The organism is Paenibacillus sp. S02, from assembly GCF_019454065.1.
Lineage (GTDB): Bacteria > Bacillota > Bacilli > Paenibacillales > Paenibacillaceae > Paenibacillus > Paenibacillus polymyxa_B.
In genome coordinates, this window is record NZ_CP073682.1 from 851,627 (window position 1) to 871,784 (window position 20,158).

At 44.9% G+C, this 20,158-nt stretch carries 18 protein-coding genes and 1 rRNA gene; 12 read left to right on the forward strand and 7 right to left on the reverse strand.

Annotation, left to right across the window (positions count from 1 at the left end; translation table 11 throughout):
- The first annotated feature begins 3 nt into the window (after positions 1 to 3).
- Both KAI36_RS03825 and bcp read left to right on the forward strand, forming a co-directional pair.
- Positions 4 to 792 (forward strand): ABC transporter permease, encoded by a 789-nt coding sequence (locus tag KAI36_RS03825; protein WP_080710685.1) that lies wholly within the window; start codon positions 4 to 6, stop codon positions 790 to 792.
- 42 nt (positions 793 to 834) lie between these two features.
- Positions 835 to 1,311 (forward strand): thioredoxin-dependent thiol peroxidase, encoded by a 477-nt coding sequence (gene bcp / locus KAI36_RS03830; RefSeq protein ID WP_220026993.1) that lies wholly within the window; start codon positions 835 to 837, stop codon positions 1,309 to 1,311.
- A gap of 70 nt (positions 1,312 to 1,381) precedes the next feature.
- On the opposite strand, the gene KAI36_RS03835 is transcribed toward bcp, so the two are convergent.
- The 5 genes from KAI36_RS03835 to KAI36_RS03855 are packed head-to-tail and all read right to left on the reverse strand — an operon-like array spanning position 1,382 to position 6,643.
- Positions 1,382 to 2,497 (reverse strand): GerAB/ArcD/ProY family transporter, encoded by a 1,116-nt coding sequence (locus KAI36_RS03835; protein ID WP_220026994.1) that lies wholly within the window; start codon positions 2,495 to 2,497, stop codon positions 1,382 to 1,384.
- Positions 2,498 to 2,514: 17 nt separating this feature from the next.
- The gene (locus tag KAI36_RS03840) at positions 2,515 to 2,751 is read right to left on the reverse strand and encodes a hypothetical protein (protein ID WP_220026995.1); all 237 of its coding nucleotides are present in this window, start codon (positions 2,749 to 2,751) and stop codon (positions 2,515 to 2,517) included.
- Between the two features lie 30 nt (positions 2,752 to 2,781).
- Positions 2,782 to 3,891, reverse strand: a complete 1,110-nt coding sequence (locus KAI36_RS03845) for a GerAB/ArcD/ProY family transporter (protein ID WP_220026996.1) — start codon at positions 3,889 to 3,891, stop codon at positions 2,782 to 2,784.
- A 5-nt stretch (positions 3,892 to 3,896) separates the two neighbouring features.
- Complete coding sequence (locus tag KAI36_RS03850; protein WP_220026997.1) at positions 3,897 to 5,105, reverse strand: Ger(x)C family spore germination protein; 1,209 nt, start codon at positions 5,103 to 5,105, stop codon at positions 3,897 to 3,899.
- A complete protein-coding gene (locus tag KAI36_RS03855) occupies positions 5,102 to 6,643 on the reverse strand; it encodes a spore germination protein (protein WP_220026998.1) in 1,542 nt (513 codons plus the stop codon). The genes KAI36_RS03850 and KAI36_RS03855 overlap by 4 nt, the downstream gene beginning before the upstream one ends.
- A gap of 156 nt (positions 6,644 to 6,799) precedes the next feature.
- On the opposite strand from KAI36_RS03855, the gene KAI36_RS03860 reads away from it, so the two are divergent.
- A complete protein-coding gene (locus tag KAI36_RS03860; protein WP_220026999.1) occupies positions 6,800 to 8,029 on the forward strand; it encodes an MFS transporter in 1,230 nt (409 codons plus the stop codon).
- On the opposite strand, the gene KAI36_RS03865 is transcribed toward KAI36_RS03860, so the two are convergent.
- The gene (locus KAI36_RS03865; protein WP_013308776.1) at positions 8,030 to 8,686 is read right to left on the reverse strand and encodes a DedA family protein; all 657 of its coding nucleotides are present in this window, start codon (positions 8,684 to 8,686) and stop codon (positions 8,030 to 8,032) included. It lies immediately after the preceding gene.
- A 145-nt stretch (positions 8,687 to 8,831) separates the two neighbouring features.
- Here KAI36_RS03865 and guaA point away from each other — a divergent pair, with 145 nt between their 5' ends.
- The gene (gene guaA, locus KAI36_RS03870; protein WP_220027000.1) at positions 8,832 to 10,370 is read left to right on the forward strand and encodes a glutamine-hydrolyzing GMP synthase; all 1,539 of its coding nucleotides are present in this window, start codon (positions 8,832 to 8,834) and stop codon (positions 10,368 to 10,370) included.
- 390 nt (positions 10,371 to 10,760) lie between these two features.
- Positions 10,761 to 11,378: a Type 1 glutamine amidotransferase-like domain-containing protein gene (locus KAI36_RS03875; protein WP_220027001.1), complete on the forward strand. Its 618-nt coding sequence runs from the start codon at positions 10,761 to 10,763 to the stop codon at positions 11,376 to 11,378.
- 70 nt (positions 11,379 to 11,448) lie between these two features.
- Here the strand turns inward: KAI36_RS03875 and KAI36_RS03880 are convergent, their stop codons facing one another.
- Entirely contained in the window at positions 11,449 to 12,579 is a 1,131-nt protein-coding gene (locus tag KAI36_RS03880) for a Gfo/Idh/MocA family protein (protein ID WP_220027002.1), read from the reverse strand.
- A 131-nt stretch (positions 12,580 to 12,710) separates the two neighbouring features.
- Here KAI36_RS03880 and KAI36_RS03885 point away from each other — a divergent pair, with 131 nt between their 5' ends.
- The 7 genes from KAI36_RS03885 to KAI36_RS03915 all read left to right on the forward strand — a co-directional run bounded on the left by KAI36_RS03885 (position 12,711) and on the right by KAI36_RS03915 (position 19,864).
- Positions 12,711 to 13,556 carry a LysR family transcriptional regulator gene (locus KAI36_RS03885; protein ID WP_025723826.1) on the forward strand — a complete coding sequence of 282 codons (846 nt, stop codon included), beginning with the start codon at positions 12,711 to 12,713 and terminating at the stop codon, positions 13,554 to 13,556.
- A 19-nt stretch (positions 13,557 to 13,575) separates the two neighbouring features.
- Positions 13,576 to 14,247, forward strand: a complete 672-nt coding sequence (locus KAI36_RS03890; protein WP_220027003.1) for an SGNH/GDSL hydrolase family protein — start codon at positions 13,576 to 13,578, stop codon at positions 14,245 to 14,247.
- A gap of 158 nt (positions 14,248 to 14,405) precedes the next feature.
- Positions 14,406 to 14,876, forward strand: a complete 471-nt coding sequence (locus KAI36_RS03895) for a MarR family winged helix-turn-helix transcriptional regulator (RefSeq protein WP_220027004.1) — start codon at positions 14,406 to 14,408, stop codon at positions 14,874 to 14,876.
- 21 nt (positions 14,877 to 14,897) lie between these two features.
- Complete coding sequence (locus tag KAI36_RS03900) at positions 14,898 to 15,836, forward strand: NADP-dependent oxidoreductase (protein ID WP_220027005.1); 939 nt, start codon at positions 14,898 to 14,900, stop codon at positions 15,834 to 15,836.
- Between the two features lie 40 nt (positions 15,837 to 15,876).
- Entirely contained in the window at positions 15,877 to 16,266 is a 390-nt protein-coding gene (locus KAI36_RS03905; RefSeq protein WP_220027006.1) for a nuclear transport factor 2 family protein, read from the forward strand.
- 223 nt (positions 16,267 to 16,489) lie between these two features.
- A complete protein-coding gene (locus KAI36_RS03910) occupies positions 16,490 to 17,860 on the forward strand; it encodes an NCS2 family permease (RefSeq protein ID WP_023987039.1) in 1,371 nt (456 codons plus the stop codon).
- Between the two features lie 448 nt (positions 17,861 to 18,308).
- Positions 18,309 to 19,864, forward strand: a 16S ribosomal RNA gene (locus tag KAI36_RS03915).
- The last annotated feature ends 294 nt before the right edge of the window (positions 19,865 to 20,158 follow it).

Sequence of the window (20,158 nt, forward strand, 5' to 3'; positions counted from 1 at the left end):
CCGATGATGTACTATTTGGGTCTCATTAGCGAATATTTAAAAAATTACATGAAGTCACGGCTCACCTATCGGGCCGACTTCTGGGTAGAAGTTATTTCTGACCTGCTGTTTCAGGCCACGAATCTTATTTTTATCCTGGTTATTTTTATGCATACAGACAGTTTGGGCGGCTGGAGTGAAAATGAAGTCGTGTTCGTTTATGGATTTTTCATGGTTCCATACGGACTATTCAGTTGTTTTGTCAATCTTTGGAACTTTAGCGAGCGTTACATTGTGAAAGGTGAACTCGACCGGGTAATGACCCGTCCCGCGTATAATCTGTTCCAGATTTTCCTTGAAAATGTGGATCCGCCTGCGCTGGTGGGCTCAGTGATCGGCCTGATTATTATGGGGATCAGCGGGGCACAGATGGATTTGGCTATGGAGTGGTGGTTCGTACCAGCGCTGATCGTTTTGAGCCTAAGTGCCGTGGCGATCTATACGGGCATATACACCATATTGACTTCTCTTTCATTCTTTTCGGATGCGCCTACAGGAATTATCCCGCTCATGTACAATATTCAGGGCTACGGACGTTATCCAGTAACGATCTATAACCGAGCCATTCAGGTTGTGCTGACTTGGATACTACCTTTTGCTTTTGTTGGTGTATATCCAGCCTCCCTGTTCCTTCACCGAGAGGACATGCGCCATATGGCGCTCTTAACTCCTGTGATGGGGATTGTCTTTCTGACATTGGGCTTACTGGCATGGAACTGGGGGATTCGCCGTTACAGGGGCGCAGGCTCATAGGGCGGATCACATAAGAACCCCCACAAGATAGGAGATGATGAGATGTCCACGACATTTACCGTTATTGGGCAAGAGGCACCAGATTTTGAATTGCCTGGGAGTGAGGGAAAGTGTGTCAAGCTGTCTGATTATCGAGGCAGTAGGGTATTACTGTATTTCTATCCCAAGGATTTGACCTCTAGTTGCTCGACTCAGGCTTGTGATTTTCGGGATAAACATACGGAGTTTGAAGACTTGAACACGGTGATTCTGGGGATAAGCCCTGATCCACTCAAACAGCATGACAAGTTTATTGCAAAGTACGGACTCCCTTTTCAGTTGTTATCTGATGAAGAGCATCAGGTGGCTGAGACGTATGGGGTATGGCAGCAAAAACAGATGTACGGTAAGCAGTACATGGGCATTGTTCGGTCTACGTTCCTTATTGATGAAAATGGCATTTTAGTTCATGAATGGCGTGGTTTAAGAGTAAAAGGGCATATTGATGCTGCGCTGGCATACATTCAGGATATGGCGTAAGTGAAGAACCAAAGAAAACCTTTTGAAACCGAATCGTGCTTTCAGGCGTATCGGTTTCAAAAGGTTTTTGTTAATTTTTAGATATATTTTGCCGCTGCTTCCACTTTTGTTTGCAGAGATAAACACCCCATAATAGAAGCGGAATGATCAAGCCGTTCGTATAATTCCAGGCTGCCAGTGGATAAACAAGAGTTCTCACATAATAGAAGACATTAGGCGATATCAAAATGGTCATGCCAAACACAAGCGCTCCTGCGGGGATGACAAAGGGACGGATATTAGAAATTCGGAATAGTTGGGTAGTTCCGAAAGTAAACGCGTAAAAGAAAAGAACACCTTTGAAATAGGCAGCAAGTGCCCAGGTTAAAGTTACTAACGATTCAACTCGTGTAATATAATTGAGCTCATTAATCTTTGTTGTGAGTGCAGAAGAAATGTAAGGACTATAATTGGTCACAAAGGGACCAACGACAAGGAGAGAGAGAAGCAAAAACACGCTAATCAGGAATCCGCCTATTAGAGAGGCGAGTAACACGTCCTTTCTAAAATGGGCATGTTTGTTAACATAGGGAAAAACCATGAGCATGACAGACATTCCAGCAAATGGCATAGCTGTAGCTGGAACGATCCCTTTACTAATGGGACCCATTCCGTTTTCCAGACTAGGCTGTAAATTAGAAAGATGAATTTGCGGCAAGAGTGCAAGAATCAAACCAAAGAAAATGAATACATATACAGTTAACAGCATCTCACTAACGCGACTAAAAGCCTCTATTCCCGATAGCACAGTAAACACCAGTAATGCTACCTCCATAGCCAGCAGGATGCGCAGAGGGGTTTCTACAAGTAACTGTGAAGTTAGGAAATCACCTACTTCTCTCGCATTAAAGGCGGTGTTCATTAAGAAATAAAACAAATACCAACAGGAAAGAATGGTTCCGAAAACAGGTCCCAAAATTCTACGGATGGCTTCAATAAGCGAAAGGTTCGGGTATAGCTCGTGAACGCGAATAAGCACGTAAATGATAACTAAGCCTAACGGGATGGATAGTATAGAGCTGATCCAGGCATCTTGGTGAGCGATATGTGTAATGATAGTCGGATAGATCAAGAGCATATCCCCGATTAAACACAGGAAAGTAAGGACAGTCACTTGTCGGACACTGATACGGAATTTTTTTGACATGTGTGCCTACCTCCTTTTTAAAAACCAAATAGATGTGACACAAAGGTATTTATGGGGTTATAGATCATTTCGATCAAAATCAGCGGGCTTGGTGTAACCTCTAATTTTACTGCAAGGACACTCAACCATGTTCCTAATCCAAGCATAAGGATGTACACCAACATATCCTTAAAGCGACGCTTGCGGTACAAGCCTGGCAAATCTTTGACGGCGATAGCCAGACCGATACAGATGACGATAATGGTAGCCAGCATGCGCATGCTCCTTCCGTGAGGGGTGAGAATTCACCCGGGTCCCAGACTGTGACGGCCCTTCGATCTAAACTTATATACAACAAGCAGCAGGAGAGGAAGGACAACGGAATCGGTCAAATCCCAATAAATCCAGGCATGGACGATCGTATCCAAATAGTAAGTAATATTGGGTGCCGAGACGATAATCAAACCAAATAGAATCATGAAGCTGGGGCCAAGAAAGGTCCTTACATTGTCCAGTCTCAGCAGTTGAGTCATGCCCAGTGTAAAGGCATAGAAGTGTAAAATGGTTTTAAAGAAAGTAGTGATAATCCAGGCTGTGCTCATCATGGACTCTACCCGTTGCAAGAAACCACCAATATTAATCTTTTTGGATAACGTATAGGAGGTGTACACGCTGTTCTCTGTTACAAAAGAGCCCAGTACCATGAGTGAAACAATTAGCAGCACGCTTAACAGGATGCTGGCAGTAAGCCCGGATAGTAAAACGGACTTTTTTAGACCCGGTTTTTTGCTTACATAGGGAAGAATCATCAATAAAAAGGCTAATTCTCCGAATGGATAGGACAATGCAAATATGCTTCCTTCGATAACCTTAGGTATATCTTGCTCCATTATCGGCTTAAGCTGCTGACTGTCACATTGGGGGAGTAAGCACAGGATTAGAAACAAAGTGAACACCAAACATAAGGGAAACAATATTTGAGCAGTACGGGCAATAGGCTCCAGCCCCATATACAATCCCCACATCATGACAAGGATTAAAATTAAATTGATAACGGGGAGAGGCGTCATGACATAGGTCTGGTTGTTCATAAAATCCCCGACCTCTCTTAAATAAATCGCGGAGTTTATTAATAAATGGAATAAATACCATATCGAAATGAGTGCGCCTAGCCATGGGCCCAAAATTCGCTGACAGAGTTGGATAAAGGTGAGCTCAGGATAGAGCTGATGTACCCGCAGGAGTAGCCATAGTACAGCCAGTCCTGCAGGGATACTTAACAATGAGCTGATCCAGGCATCCTGTTTGGATATGCCTGTAATGATGGAAGGATATACCAACACGCAGTCTCCGAAAATACTCAAAAATACGAGTACGGCTATATTTGAGATGCTGATTCGCCCTTTCTCCTCCACCAAGCTCACTCCTTCATTTGTTTTTGGAATGATTCAAACAAGGAACCAATTTTTTTAATTTTCGTCTCTGCTTTGTATTCGATTTGCAAGTCCATAAATGGATTTTCTTTTTCTTCTTTCATCCTTTTCCAAAGTTTGGGCTTAGACTGGTGAATCAGCTGGCCAAAGCCGAAAATGTCTGACTTATATTGATGACGGACAGTCTCTACCGAATGCTTCATGATTTCAACGATTTTTTCATTACTTGCGGCTTCAATTTCTTTAATATCATCCATACTGTCTAGCTTCATATGCTGGCAGTTGACTTCTCGTACTGTGCTGTTGTTGGTAACTGATATCAAGATAACAGGCTCTCCATCACGAATCATAACTTTGTTTTTGGTGTCACTACTCAACGTTAACAAGGCGATATTACCACCTCCCTGACAGTCCGCGTGTCCCGTGGTAGAATCCACTTTATTCCGGATATAGTTGAATCCTTTACTGTCTTGTTCACTGATCCACCCCAGCAATCGGTCTTTTTGGAATACACCTATACCAGAAAACCTCAATATGGTTCCAGGCGATATGCTTTTGGTGTCATCTTCACCTTTTTCAATGGATGCCTCAATATCTCCCACAGCCTCCAAAGCCGGCAAAGTAGATTGGATGTCGGGATTAGTCAGATCGCTAAGCAATTGATCCATGGTTACTTTGGTCGCAGGTGCCCACGTCTTGGTTAAGGTGTCCAATGAAGCGAACATTTTGTTGGCCGGTAACTTTTCCAAAGAAGTCGGTATTTTTAAAATCGTAGAAGCCTTATTATTCTTGGCTATCGCAATATAAAAGTCACTTCTTGTAGAGGGCTCTCGCATCAAGGCTTCAATCACATCAGAAATTCCTTTTCTCGCATACTCCTCACCTAAAATCAGCATACGAATATGAGATAAATAAATGGAGCGCGGACTTGTGTCAGTCATTTTTTGAATGGCCTCCTGAATCGTGGGTGCTGTGGCCTCATAAGTAACCACTGGAGAGCCTGCACTTGGTGAAGATTTTGAAGCCACTGCAGAAGGAATAACCACCTGAGCCGTCACCTGATACTGGTCTCCTTTCATATCCACTCCGATTCCAATAGCGATGCCAAGTTCGTTTAATTCTTTGCGGTCCCAGCAGCCCCCTAATATTAATCCGATCAGCCCCCAGACGAACAGCAAATGAATGGTCTGCTTCATGGTTGATCCCTTCTGGTTTGTGATTTATTGCCGATCCGTCTTTTTTTCGTTTTTTGGCGGATCGTATTTTGGATAGAGATGGATTGAGGACGCTTCGTCATATGAGGCCAGGGCAAGCGAAACAGCGTATCTTTCATATCGCTTTCCACATAGGGGCCAAATGGACTCATGTAAGATACTCCAAAGGATCGCAGACTGGTCAAGTGCAGTAAAAGTACGATTAATCCCATCAATATTCCTAGAAGTCCGAAGGCTGCGGCTAGCATCATTAAGGCAAAGCGGACAATACGAACTGCTATGGATAGACCGTTTTCCGGAATAACATAGCTGGAGATGGCAGTGATTGACACGATAATGACCATAGCCGCCGAGACAACCCCTGCATCCACAGCTGCTTGTCCAATGACCAGTGTGCCTACAATAGATACAGCTTGTCCGACTGTCTTGGGAATACGCACCCCGGCTTCACGCAAAATTTCATAGGTGATCTCCATAAGCATCGCCTCGACAAAAGCCGGAAATGGGACGCCTTCCCTTTGTGCAGCGAGGCTGATCAGTAAGTTTGTAGGGATCATCTCCTGATGGAAGGTAGATACAGCGATATAGACTGCCGGTGCAAGCATAGCGATAAAAAAAGAAAAAAAGCGCAACATACGCAGCAAAGTGCTGATGTCAGCGCGCTGGTAATAATCCTCTGCTGATTGGAAAAATTGGACGAACAATGCAGGTATCAACAGAACAAAGGGTGTCCCATCTACCAATATAGCGATTCGGCCCTCCAGCAGGCTGGCAGCGACTGAATCCGGGCGCTCGCTGTTATATATGGTGGGAAACGGGGTGAAGGTCGCATCCTGAATTTCCTCCTCGATGTAACCCCCTTCCAAAATCCCGTCAATATCAATTCGGTCCAGACGTTCTCTCAGTTCCTGAATAACTCCTTCGTCAGCAATCCCTTTGATATACATCACGGACACATTGGTATGCGTGACTTGACCGATCTGTCTTGTTTCCATCCAGAGGCGCGGATCGCGGATTCGTCTGCGAATTAGAGCTGTATTGGTACGCAAATTTTCGGTAAAACCCTCCATTGGACCCCGTACAACAGTCTGTGATTGGGGTTCGCTGACATTGCGATCCTCCCAACCGACCGCATCAATCCATATGCCTTTTGTGTATCCGTCCAGCAGAATGATAATACCGCCGGATAACATCCGGTCGAATAAAGCATCCATTTCCTCCAAACTACCTGAGTTACCAGCAATCAATACTTGATCCTTTAAATAGTCGAACGGTTCCGCGCCCTCTGGTACATGATGTTCGTTTACCCGCATTAATGAACGCAGAACGGAATCATGGAGCAATTGAGTGTTAACCAGACCATCGATATAAAACAAAGCTGCTGGCCATTTTTGCATCCATAATAGCTGTTTAATGATTAAATCTCCGCTGTTTCCAAAGGAGCTTTCAATATGGTTTACATTATCTTTCAAGTTAGAGGACACATGAGTAAGTGGACAACTTTTATTCTGATTTGGCATACGTAAAATCCTCCGATATTGGAGTTTGTTGGCTTAGTATGCTCTGAATATATGAATTTATGCCTTGACGATTATAGAGTGATTTTTATAAATTAGATATATAACTAATTAGACCTATGTGTAATAAATGAATCCTAAGTATCGGAGTTGATTAAAATGGTAGATAGGCAATACAGGAAGTTATTTGCCGCAGGTATCATTAACGGAATGGGAGATCGATTCTGTCAGATCGCTTTGTTGGCTTTAATTTATCGGCTTACCGGTTCAGGATTCAGTGTGGGTATCATGCTGGGATTGCGGGTGATTCCTTTTTTAGTCCTGTCACCTGCGGCGGGCGTGCTTATTACCCGCATATCCCGGCGTGTGCTTATGATGACCACGGATCTTTTCAGAGGCTTGGCAGCCCTTGCCTTTTTAAGTGTTCATAGTCCTGAGGACATATGGATCATTTATGGAGTCAGTACCCTGCTAGCCTGCGGAGAAGCTTTGTATGCTCCTGCTCGTAAATCGTCCATTCCGCTGCTTGTTCATCCCTCCGAATTATTGAAGGTGAACAGTCTTGAGCAGGTGATGAGCGGGCTGGTGCTGGTCATTGGTGCTGCTGCCGGAGGCATCATATCTGCTCTCTTTGGACCACAAGCTGCATTTATATTGAACGCAGCAAGTTTTTTTGCCGCAGGTCTGATCGTTCGCAATATTGCATTTCCACCTGTCATGAAGGAGAAAATAAGCAGGGACGATTCCTATGTTAAACCACAAAGTCCTTCGTTGTTAGATCATCCAAACCGGAGCAGATCGCGAATGTTGGACTGTATTCGTGCATCCGTTCCTCTCCAAGTTGTTGTTGCATTTGAGTTGCTGGTTCCCATGCTCAATGGCATTGATAATGTTCTGATTAGTGTATATGCAGTGCAGGAATTCAGGCTGGGCGATGCCGGGATCGGATTGTTTTACGCCGCTTTGGGCGCGGGTCTGGTTGCCAGCTATGCAATAGGACATTTATTCAGTTGTTCTTTATTGAAAGGAGGACTGGTATGCCTTTTGTTGGAGGGGATTTTACTTATGGGATTAAGCGGTATTTATCACGCATGGGCGGCGGTTGCTATTTACTTCTTAATTTCGTTGGCTGGCGGGGTAGGGGCCATTTGTCTGGATACATTATTAATGCGGGAGACCCCATTGTATTTACAGGGTCCATTGTTGGGCATGCTGACGGCGTGGAGCCAAGGTATCATCGGACTGTCTATGTTTGGAGCAGGGGTGGCGATTGAAATGATGGAGCCGCGTATGTTGGGTTTGGCTGGAGGCGCGGGGTTTGTGGTGATATCTATCGTGATTTCGATGTATTATGAAAGGACTCGTAACCGTAAGGCAGCAGGAGTTTGATTACTTCGTGTCATCCTTGTTGCTGGTTTTCACCGATTTTTCGGATTTGCGTAGCGAGCTAAACAGGAAGCTTCTCCACCGGTAAATAATATATAGCAGGATCATGAACCCAACGACTCCCGCAATTCGCAGTGCATACAGCTCTACCAAATGGAAAATGGCATCCCATTGGGGACCAAACAGCTTGCCGATGCTTAGAAAGAGGATGACCCAGAATAAAGCGCCGCTGTAAGCATACAAGACAAATTTACGGAAAGAAAGAGCAATAATCCCGGCAAAATAACCGGTAAAATGCCTGACACCGGGGATGAAATATCCAAGGAAGATAAGCCAGTATCCATATCGTTGGAACCATTTTTGTGTTTTCTGAAGCTTGTCCGGCGATAACAAAATCCATTTACCGTATTTCTGAATAAAGGGGAGTCCAGCCCATCTTCCAATAAAGTAGGTAATAGTCATACCGAGGGTTGTGCCCAAAAAAGCTAGCAGCACCAGTTTACCGAAATCTAGGGTACCGGCATAGGAAAGATATCCCGCATAAGCCATTGTGGTTTCCCCGGGAAAAGGTAAAGCAATAAACTCAAGCAGCAAGCCGAAAAAAAGGACGCCGTAGCCGTATTCTTCGAACAATTGCGCGATCCACTTCAGCACATCCATCGTTTACACTCCTACGAACAGATTGAGTATTTTAGAATCAATTCATTTTAACAATCTTTTCATGCCCACTCAACTCCGGCTGATTTCTTGACGTCTTGTTTTATCGTTGCGTATAATGAAACGAACAATTGAGGGAGGCACGGTAATGAATAAGCCTAATGAAATCGTTGTAGTTCTCGATTTTGGAGGACAATACAACCAGTTAATCGCAAGAAGAATTCGGGATCTCGGTGTATATAGCGAGCTCCTTCCATACAATACGCCTGCGGAGAAGCTGAGAGAGCTGGCGCCAAAAGGGATTGTTTTCTCAGGCGGACCTTCCAGCGTATATACAGACAATGCTCCTCAGGTGGATCGGGCAATTTATGATCTTGGCATCCCTATCTTTGGTATTTGTTATGGCATGCAGCTGATGGCTCACCAACTGGATGGTAAGGTAGAACGTGCGGGCAAGCGTGAGTATGGCAAAGCAGACGTGCAATTCAATGAGGATGCCCGCTTGGCTAAAGGACTGGATTCTCGTCAAACCGTATGGATGAGCCATGGGGATCACGTAACAGATCTGCCAACCGGATTTACACTAGATGCAGGAACAGAGAGTGCGCCGATTGCCGCGATGAGTAACCTGGAGCGGAATCTGTATGCGGTGCAATTCCATCCAGAGGTACGTCATTCCGTTCAAGGTAACGAGATGATCAGCAACTTCCTTTATGAAGTGTGCGGTTGTGAAGGCAACTGGACCATGGAATCGTTTATTGAAGATCAAATTCGTGAGATTCGTCAACAGGTTGGCGACAAGAAAGTATTGTGTGCCTTAAGCGGTGGCGTGGATTCTTCCGTTGTAGCGATGCTTATTCACAAAGCGATCGGTGACCAACTGACGTGTATGTTCATTGACCATGGATTGCTGCGCAAAGGTGAAGCCGAAAGTGTAATGGAGACGTTCGTTGGTAAATTTGATATGAAAGTTGTCAAAATTGACGCACGTGAGCGCTTCTTGTCCAAGCTGGCAGGAGTTGATGATCCGGAACAAAAACGTAAAATCATCGGTAACGAGTTTATCTATGTGTTCGAGGAAGAATCTTCTCAATTCGACGATTTTACTTTCCTGGCACAAGGTACACTGTATACGGATATTGTAGAGAGCGGAACAGCAACGGCACAGACCATTAAATCCCATCATAATGTGGGTGGTTTGCCGGAGAACATGAAGTTCAAGCTGATCGAGCCGTTGAATGCCCTGTTCAAGGACGAAGTGCGTAAAGTCGGAGAAGAATGCGGACTGCCACCTGAGATTGTATGGCGTCAGCCGTTCCCAGGTCCGGGTCTTGCCATTCGTGTGCTGGGTGAAGTGACAGAGGACAAGCTAACCATTGTTCGTGAGTCGGATTACATTTTGCGCGAGGAGATTGCTAAAGCCGGTCTGGACCGGGAAATCTGGCAATACTTCACCGCTTTGCCGAATATGAAGAGTGTTGGCGTTATGGGCGATGCTCGTACGTATTCTTACACTGTTGGTATTCGTGCAGTAACCTCTATCGACGGTATGACTGCCGACTGGGCACGTATCCCTTGGGATGTGCTGGAGAAAATCTCTGTGCGGATCGTAAACGAAGTGGATAACGTGAATCGCATCGTGTACGATATCACTTCCAAACCACCAGCAACGATTGAGTGGGAATAAACGCGGAGACTCCCGCGCCGTAACCATGAATCCTTTAAGATTTACCAATACAACATCAGGACTCCTCCGTATCGGCGAAATATCGCTATGCGGTTGGAGTCTTTTTTATGAGGGCAAGGATGGAGATATGAAGTCATTTATTGTTGCAAAACGGAATATGAAGCTGAAAAAAGGAGATATTATTCAATGTTAATGTCTCCTTTTTTTATATGGTTTTATTAGATTCAAGCTATAAATAGCTTAAATCAAGTATGAAATTAAACGTTCACTTCTTTTTCATGTCATGCTCTAATGGTGTCATGTTTTGATACTAATATATTTTATAATGTACCTAGATTAAAGTGTTGCATATCTCGTTTTATTAAACGCTGTTCTAAGGAGAATAAAGAGATGAAAAAATTATTTCTGTCGTCCTCATTTAAGGATGTTGCACCATGCTTAGTCCATTTCGCTGGTGAAAACTTAGAAGGAAAAAAAGTCACCTTCATCCCAACCGCAAGTATTCCAGAGAAAGTTAAGTTTTATGTGGATTCAGGGAAAAAAGCATTGGAGAATTTAGGATTAGTCGTGGATGAAATCGAAATCGGCACAGCAACATTGAATGAAATAGAGAGTAAAATTAGAGGAAATGACTATATTTATATTACCGGAGGCAACACATTTTATTTACTTCAAGAGTTAAGAAGAACCGGGGCTGACAAAATCATTGCTGATGAAGTTAATGCAGGGAAGTTATATATAGGCGAATCGGCAGGTTCGATAATTTTATCACCGAATATCGAATATGCCCGACTTATGGACAATGTGGAGGAGGCGCCTGCTTTGGATTCCTTTGTTGCGCTCGGGATAATTGAATTCTATCCAGTCCCCCACCATACGAACATCCCGTTTAAAAAAGCAGTGGAGAGCATCATTGAGGAATATGGCAGCCAATTAAATTTATATCCAATCAGCAACGCGGAAGTTATTTTGGTTGAAAGTGACAGTATAAAGGTCGAGAATGCATGATTTTAAAAGATCAAGAACCTTTAACTCCACATCTATCGTGGTGTTAAAGGTTCTTTTTTATAATTCTACCTTACCATACGATCTTTTTCCCAGTTGCAGCCGATTCCTCAATGCGGTCCAGTAGCTGATGCAGCTTTAAGGCATGGTTGAAATCGGGAGCGAGACGGGTGTGTGTCAAAATATCCTCGGCAAAAACATAATGAGCCTTGGCTACATTCAGGGTTACCCCTTCTTTTGGAAAATCCAGGCTTATATTAGGCTCTCTAGTTATACTTATTTGTTCAAAAGCGCCATTAGGACCATGACTCTGCGTACTGTTTGGATCGTACACAAGTTTTTCGAGCGTTAGATTCCCGAATTGAACATGCCCAAGTGAAGGATTCTGTGTCAAACGCAAAATGCCCTTTTTCCCCTGAATCTCTATCTCAAACTTAGACTTCACTCCACCTTGAATGTGAACGGATACCGGTGCTCCTTTTTCCAATATTCCGTGAATCAGAATCTGATCGGCTGTATCCTTGGAAATGACTTCACCCGTTTCCTGAATAGTGGCTTCGCTATAACGGAATGATGTGATGGCCGATAGCTCGCGGAATTCGCCAACGATGTATTGCAACGCATCCAGGGAATGCCCACCATTAATCGTGAGCAGATTAGCCCCATTGGCTCTTTTTAGCAAATAAGCAGTGTCCTGATTTACTTGTCCTCCTTTGCCGGGAGTAGCTACATGCATATGACAGGATATAATTTCACCAATCTCTCCGCCCTCCACGATCTTTTTCATCGTTTGCACTTCAAGATCCTGCCGTGCCTGCAAGCCGACGGTATGATGAATGCCTGCCAGCTCCGCCGCCTTGGCCATTTCAGCAGCTTCCGCAGTGTTTGCCCCCAAGGGCCATTCACAAAAAATATGTTTTCCCTCTTGAATTGCCGCCATCACCGCCTCGTAATGATGGGGAACTTTTATGCTCACCACAACCATGTCTACATCCTCGGAAGCTGCGAGCTTTTTGGAATCATCAAAAGCCAGAGCCGCACCTACTTCTTCTGCGCTTTGTCGCGCACTCTCCATACGAGAGGTACCGACGGCAGTGATATCCAGGTTCGAGTGCTTGAGCAAAGCCGGAATATGCGTTTGACTGGCCCATTTATTATTCATCGAACCTCCTACGATACCTACACGAATCTTCTTTTTGATCATGTTGCCATACCTCCTGATTTTTAAAATGAGGGTGGAAAATAGCATCCAAGGCCAATATAATACACTTAACTCATAAATAATAATGCTTGTTTATGATATAGGTATCATTTTATTTGATGGGTGGTGAAGGGGTGGATATTGAAAATATGCAGGCATTTGTTTCGGTGGCAGAGCTGAGAAGCCTGACAGAAGCAGCACAAAAGTTGAATCACCTGCAATCGAATATGACGGCCAAAATAAAGAAGCTGGAGGCCCATTACGGGACAGCGTTATTTTACCGAAAGCCCCGTGGTATGGAGCTGACACCCGCAGGAGAAACCTTGTATGCTCAGTTCAAGCAAATGTTGTTGCTATGGCAAGACACGGAGATGAAAATGAGACCGCAGGAGGAAAAGCTGCGCATCGGTACCATGCAGTCTATCGTGGCGGGCGAAACAACGAGGGCGCTCACGAAGGTATATGAGCTGTATCCGCAGGCTTCGGTTACATTAAAAACCGGAACCACCACGGAAATGGAGCGGTTGATCCTTGACGGCGAACTCGATATTGCTTTTGTTACAGGGTATCCCGCCAACCCGTATATTCATTATCAAAAATTATGCCGTGAAGAACTGGTGCTGGTGGGGAAAGGCATACATGAAGGCTCGGATCTCAAACAGGTACTCCAAGGAGCGTCTATTATCATATTGTCGGATGGCTGCCTGTACCTCACGTATTTAGAGAAGATGTATCAGGACATGCAATTGACCCATGGCGAGGTGGTAGAGGTCGGTGTGTTTGATACGATGGTGCAATTTTCTTTGATGGGAATGGGAATCACCCTCATGTCCAAAAAGCTGGCGCGGCAATTTAAAGTAACATCCTATTTGCCCGCTCCCCCAACCTTCGGCTACATGGATACATATTTAATAACCCGACCAAATCACGAAATGACAGCGATTGAACATAAATTTATCGAAATCAACAATACGATCTAATAGATAGGAGAGACATCGAATGACAATCAATCAAGGCAAATACCAAGGCAGCCATGCTGTATTTCTGGGCGATAGCATTACGTTTGGATATGAATTGCGTGATGGAGAAAAGCCTTACCCCCACCTTGTGAGCGACGCACTGGGATTCCTAACCTTTGAGAATCACGGCATATCTGGCAGCAGTGTAGCCAGCGGCGGTTTTGAACCGATGTGTGAGCGTTATGAGAAAATGAACCCTCATGCGAACGTGATCTTTTTTATGGGGGGAAGAAACGATTTTTCGATGGGAGAAATACCGTTCGGTAGCTTGGATACGCCATCGACAGAAACGCGTACGTTTTATGGTGCGCTCAAGCATATTGCCGAAGGACTAATTAACCGTTACCCGGACAAGCTGATCGTCTTTTTGACTCCGCCTCACGGATCAAGTGATACGGTTCCTGAGCATCTGCCTAATGCCATTACTGGTCAAGTCTATAGCGCGTATGCACAGGCCGTGAGAGAAGTGGCCTCACTTTATTCTTTCCCGTGCTGCGATCTGTGGAATATCGCCGGAATTCAACCACTATTGCTTGTACATAAACAGATGTACTTTACAGGGGAAAATGGTGTTCCTGACGGCCTGCACCCGAATCAGGCAGGCCACGAGCGGATGGCGGCCCGTATTATCGGATTTATGAATACACTGTAATTTGGACCATTTCATCGTTTTATCGAATGACCCTACTAACTACAAATTCTAGAATGCTCAGGCTATTCGTTTAGCTTGAGCATTTTTTCCTGATTGTAGGATTTGTATATACAGACTTGTCTCAGGACTTGTTTATTTTTAGTGAGGGTGTATAATACTTGATATATCAATTGATGGGTCAAGTATTAGGAGGAGGGTTTGTCATCGAACATTGCTCTGAAAAAAGCCAGTTGTTTTATCGCATGCATCTTTTGTGTAAAGAAATGAATAACGCCTTTGAAGCACAGTTAAAAACCAGCTTTACCAAGGTTGAAATTTTGTATCATATTGATCATCGTCAGGAACTAAGTCAGCTGGAGCTCCAACATCTGCTCGTTCTGGATGGTGCAGCAGTAACCCGACATCTGAGAAGGCTGGAAGAGGAAGGTCTGATTTTACGTAGTAAAAAAGAGCAGGATAAGCGTGTGACCTATATACGTTTGACCGAATTAGGGGTTCAAGAACTGCAAGTTTTGTCAGAGCAAAGACAAGCCTTTCAGGAAAAGCTGCTATGTAAGTTTACAGATGAGGAAATTGTGGCTTTGACAGATGTGCTACAGCGTATGTCTAGCAATGTAAAGAATATGTAAATGTGCGAGGAGGAAATGAATATGAAAGCCATCGTTATAGATCAGTATGGAAGCAAGGATGAATTGAAAGAAAGAGAAGTGGCTACTCCTACACCACAGGCTCATCAGGTTGTAGTTAAAGTGGCGGCTACCTCCATCAATCCAATTGACTGGAAGCTGCGTGAAGGTTACTTAAAACAAATGATGGATTGGGAGTTCCCGATTATTTTAGGCTGGGATGTAGCCGGCACTATTTCGGAAGTAGGCAGCGAGGTCACCGATTGGAAAGTGGGAGATGAAGTGTTTGCACGCCCGGACACCACCCGGTTTGGTACTTATGCCGAGTATACCTTGGTGGATGATCACCTGCTGGCACGTAAACCTGCCTCAATTTCTTGGGAGGAAGCCGCTTCTGTACCTTTGGCGGGGTTGACTGCTTGGCAGGCGCTCTTTACACATGGTCAACTGGCCAAAGGGGAGAAAGTATTAATCCACGCAGGTGCAGGTGGCGTAGGCATGTTTGCTATCCAGTTTGCCAAACAAGCCGGAGCCTATGTCATTACTACAGCCAGTGAGCGTAATCATGAACTGCTTGCTTCATTGGGAGCCGACCAAATCATTGACTATCGTACAACTCGTTTTGAGGAAGTTTTATCTGATGTGGACGTGGTGTTCGATACGATGGGTGGGGATGTTCAGGAGAACAGCTTTAAGGTAATGAAAAGGGATACTGGACGGATCATATCCATTGTCAGCAATTTTGACGAAGAGCTGGTGAAGGAGTACAACGTAACGGCCAAAAATATATGGCTGGAGCCCGACGGACAGCAACTACAGGAAATTGCCGATCTGTTGGAGCAAAAGAAAGTAAGATCGGTAGTAGGAGCTACGTTTCCTTTTTCACAAAAAGGTTTGTATGACGCACACGCTTTAAGCGAAACCCACCACGCTGTTGGTAAAATTGCAATAACCTTCTCATAAGGACGCATACACATATACAGCACGAAAGGAATTGCACACGATGAAGATTTTAGAAGATTATTTTCACTACTATGATTTAGCAAAAGATGACGAGAAGAGTAGAGAACGATTAATTAGCCTTTTTTCTGAGAAGATTGAGTTTGTATTGAATGGTGATCGAAAACAAGGTATGAACAGTTGGAAAAGCTTCTTGAATATGTTCTTTGAGGGATCGCTCGAAATCAAGCATATGTATGAAGGTTGGAAACCTGTACCCAGAGAACCTGATACCTATCAAACCAAATGGGCAGTGTGTGGTAAAAAAGCAACAGGCGAAGTTTATACACTTACTGGAGTGGACAAGGCCCGGCTGGATGCGGAAGGTAAGATCGTTTATCTGGAAAATATACCAGACACAGCGAATGCCTTTGATAAGTACAAAAATATCTGATTCCTCTAAATCATAACCCGTCAGCTGCATAATAGCTTGCGGGTTTTCTGTTTTCCGAACAATACATATGTGTTCAATTTGTAACATTCGCTTTTTCTGTTGACAAGCAGTAGGTGAGAGCCTAAAATAACGAATGTAATAATATAGCGCATATGAATGCGAATATTACTTCAAACGAACGATAACAATACGAGTATGCTTTGCGTAGGAGGAATTACGACTCATGGAGCGTTTCTTTAAATTAAAGGAACATGGCACGAACGTCCGCACAGAGATTATTGCGGGGATTACTACTTTTATGACCATGGCTTATATTCTGGTGGTCAACAATACCTTTTTAGGTCCGACTGGAGCAGGTATGCCCAGTGAAGCTGTCTTTTTTGCGACGGCGGTAGGTGCAGGTTTGGTCACCATACTGATGGGTTTATTCGTTAATGTGCCGATCGGCATGGCGCCGGGTATGGGCTTGAATGCTTATTTTATGACTGTAGTCCTGAGTTCCAATGGCATGATTACTTGGCAAGCGGCACTTGGCGCTGTATTTATATCCGGTATCGTCTTTCTGATTTTAACCGTGACACGAGTAAGACAGATGCTGCTTGTCGCGGTTCCGGAAAATTTAAAGACAGCCATTACAGTGGGTATCGGCTTGTTTATTACGATTGTCGGCTTCAAGCTTTGTAATCTGGTTATGGTGAGCATCGTTCCAGGGACAGATGTTGGTCAACCGGTTCCAGGGCATGCTTTTAATTTGATTCTGGGAAGTCTGGTACATCAAAAGGATGCACTACTGGCGCTAATCGGATTGCTTATTATCGCAGCACTGATGGTCGTTCGGGTCAAAGGTGCATTGCTGATTGGGATCGTAGCTACTACATTAATCGGTATTCCGATGGGAGTAACAAATCTGAGTAGCTTGACAACAGGCAACTGGATTCCTGATTTCAGTAATTTGGCTGTAGGTCAGTTAGACTTGAAAGCAGCTTTGCATATTGGTCTGTTTGATATCATTTTCATTTTCACATTTGTAGAGTTGTTTGATACGTTTGGTACCTTGGTAGGTACAGCTACACGCGCGGGTATAATGAAAGATAAGAAAAAAGGCGAGAAAATTATCGGTAAAGCGATGCTGGTGGATGCTGTTGGTGTAAGTACCGGCGCAGTATTGGGTACAAGTACGATTACAGCATTCGTAGAAAGCTCCGCAGGGGTAGAAGAAGGCGGACGTACCGGACTGACTGCTGTAACGACAGGTGTTCTGTTCTTGTTGGCCCTGTTTATTGCACCATTGGCTCTGGTTGTGCCTTCTGCCGCTACTGCTCCAGCTCTGATTATCGTTGGGGTCCTGATGATGAGTCAGGTTCGCAACATCGACTGGGATAACTTCCTGTTGGCGTTTCCTGCATTTTTGACCATCGTGCTAATGCCTTTCACAGGTGGAATCGCGAATGGTATCTCTGCTGGTATTCTGTCTTACGTTGTGCTGGCTGTGTTCAGTAATCTGTTTACCAGCAATAAAGTTAAAATTCACTGGCTCATGTGGGTGCTTGCTATTATTGTAGTGATCCGCTTTGCCTTTATGGGCTCCGAATAATCAGTAGATATAGAACACAGAACCTCTTTCCTGTTGCTTAAGGGAAGAGGTTCTTTTTTTGTAGTTAGACGCAGATAGATACAAGTAGCTATTATATAGAAGGAAAACGAATAATAAATAAAGCATTGTGAAATCTTATCTAATAAATGCTTGCAAAAGGGATATGCATATGGTATATTCTAATTCCGGCCAAGAAATACAATGTTGCGAGCGAGTGTTACAAAAAAAGATTTCAAAAAAATGCTTGCAAAGTTGGTTCGGACATGATATGATATAAGAGTTGATGAAGCGACAAACTGAATCAACGGAAAAGAATGTTTGATCTTTGAAAACTGAACAACGAGTGAGTAAAACGATTTTGTTCGCAAAATCAAACAAGAGATATTTTTATCTCGTCAGTTTCAAAATGAGCTTATCGCTCTTTCTATAAACCAGCTTCGGTTGGTCTTTAATGGAGAGTTTGATCCTGGCTCAGGACGAACGCTGGCGGCGTGCCTAATACATGCAAGTCGAGCGGGGTTGTTTAGAAGCTTGCTTCTAAACAACCTAGCGGCGGACGGGTGAGTAACACGTAGGCAACCTGCCCACAAGACAGGGATAACTACCGGAAACGGTAGCTAATACCCGATACATCCTTTTTCTGCATGGGAGAAGGAGGAAAGACGGAGTAATCTGTCACTTGTGGATGGGCCTGCGGCGCATTAGCTAGTTGGTGGGGTAAAGGCCTACCAAGGCGACGATGCGTAGCCGACCTGAGAGGGTGATCGGCCACACTGGGACTGAGACACGGCCCAGACTCCTACGGGAGGCAGCAGTAGGGAATCTTCCGCAATGGGCGAAAGCCTGACGGAGCAACGCCGCGTGAGTGATGAAGGTTTTCGGATCGTAAAGCTCTGTTGCCAGGGAAGAACGTCTTGTAGAGTAACTGCTACAAGAGTGACGGTACCTGAGAAGAAAGCCCCGGCTAACTACGTGCCAGCAGCCGCGGTAATACGTAGGGGGCAAGCGTTGTCCGGAATTATTGGGCGTAAAGCGCGCGCAGGCGGCTCTTTAAGTCTGGTGTTTAATCCCGAGGCTCAACTTCGGGTCGCACTGGAAACTGGGGAGCTTGAGTGCAGAAGAGGAGAGTGGAATTCCACGTGTAGCGGTGAAATGCGTAGATATGTGGAGGAACACCAGTGGCGAAGGCGACTCTCTGGGCTGTAACTGACGCTGAGGCGCGAAAGCGTGGGGAGCAAACAGGATTAGATACCCTGGTAGTCCACGCCGTAAACGATGAATGCTAGGTGTTAGGGGTTTCGATACCCTTGGTGCCGAAGTTAACACATTAAGCATTCCGCCTGGGGAGTACGGTCGCAAGACTGAAACTCAAAGGAATTGACGGGGACCCGCACAAGCAGTGGAGTATGTGGTTTAATTCGAAGCAACGCGAAGAACCTTACCAGGTCTTGACATCCCTCTGACCGGTCTAGAGATAGGCCTTTCCTTCGGGACAGAGGAGACAGGTGGTGCATGGTTGTCGTCAGCTCGTGTCGTGAGATGTTGGGTTAAGTCCCGCAACGAGCGCAACCCTTATGCTTAGTTGCCAGCAGGTCAAGCTGGGCACTCTAAGCAGACTGCCGGTGACAAACCGGAGGAAGGTGGGGATGACGTCAAATCATCATGCCCCTTATGACCTGGGCTACACACGTACTACAATGGCCGGTACAACGGGAAGCGAAATCGCGAGGTGGAGCCAATCCTAGAAAAGCCGGTCTCAGTTCGGATTGTAGGCTGCAACTCGCCTACATGAAGTCGGAATTGCTAGTAATCGCGGATCAGCATGCCGCGGTGAATACGTTCCCGGGTCTTGTACACACCGCCCGTCACACCACGAGAGTTTACAACACCCGAAGTCGGTGGGGTAACCCGCAAGGGAGCCAGCCGCCGAAGGTGGGGTAGATGATTGGGGTGAAGTCGTAACAAGGTAGCCGTATCGGAAGGTGCGGCTGGATCACCTCCTTTCTATGGAGAATCGTTTCCTGCAATGGAAACATTCAAATATGAAGCGTAAGCTTCAAAACTCAGGTTTAGGCCTGTTACTCACTCGTTGCTCAGTTTTGAGAGCTCAAACTCTCAAGCTTCGACGAATGTTTCATTCACACATCCGTGTGGAACCGAAATATTCATCGGGTTTCGCTTCGATGAAGCGAATTGCACCTTGAAAACTGGATACCGAAACGAAATTGCGTTTTAGAATATTCCTTTAAGCTGATCTTGTGTAAACAAGTGAAATAAAGGTAGCTGCCTTGAATTTCA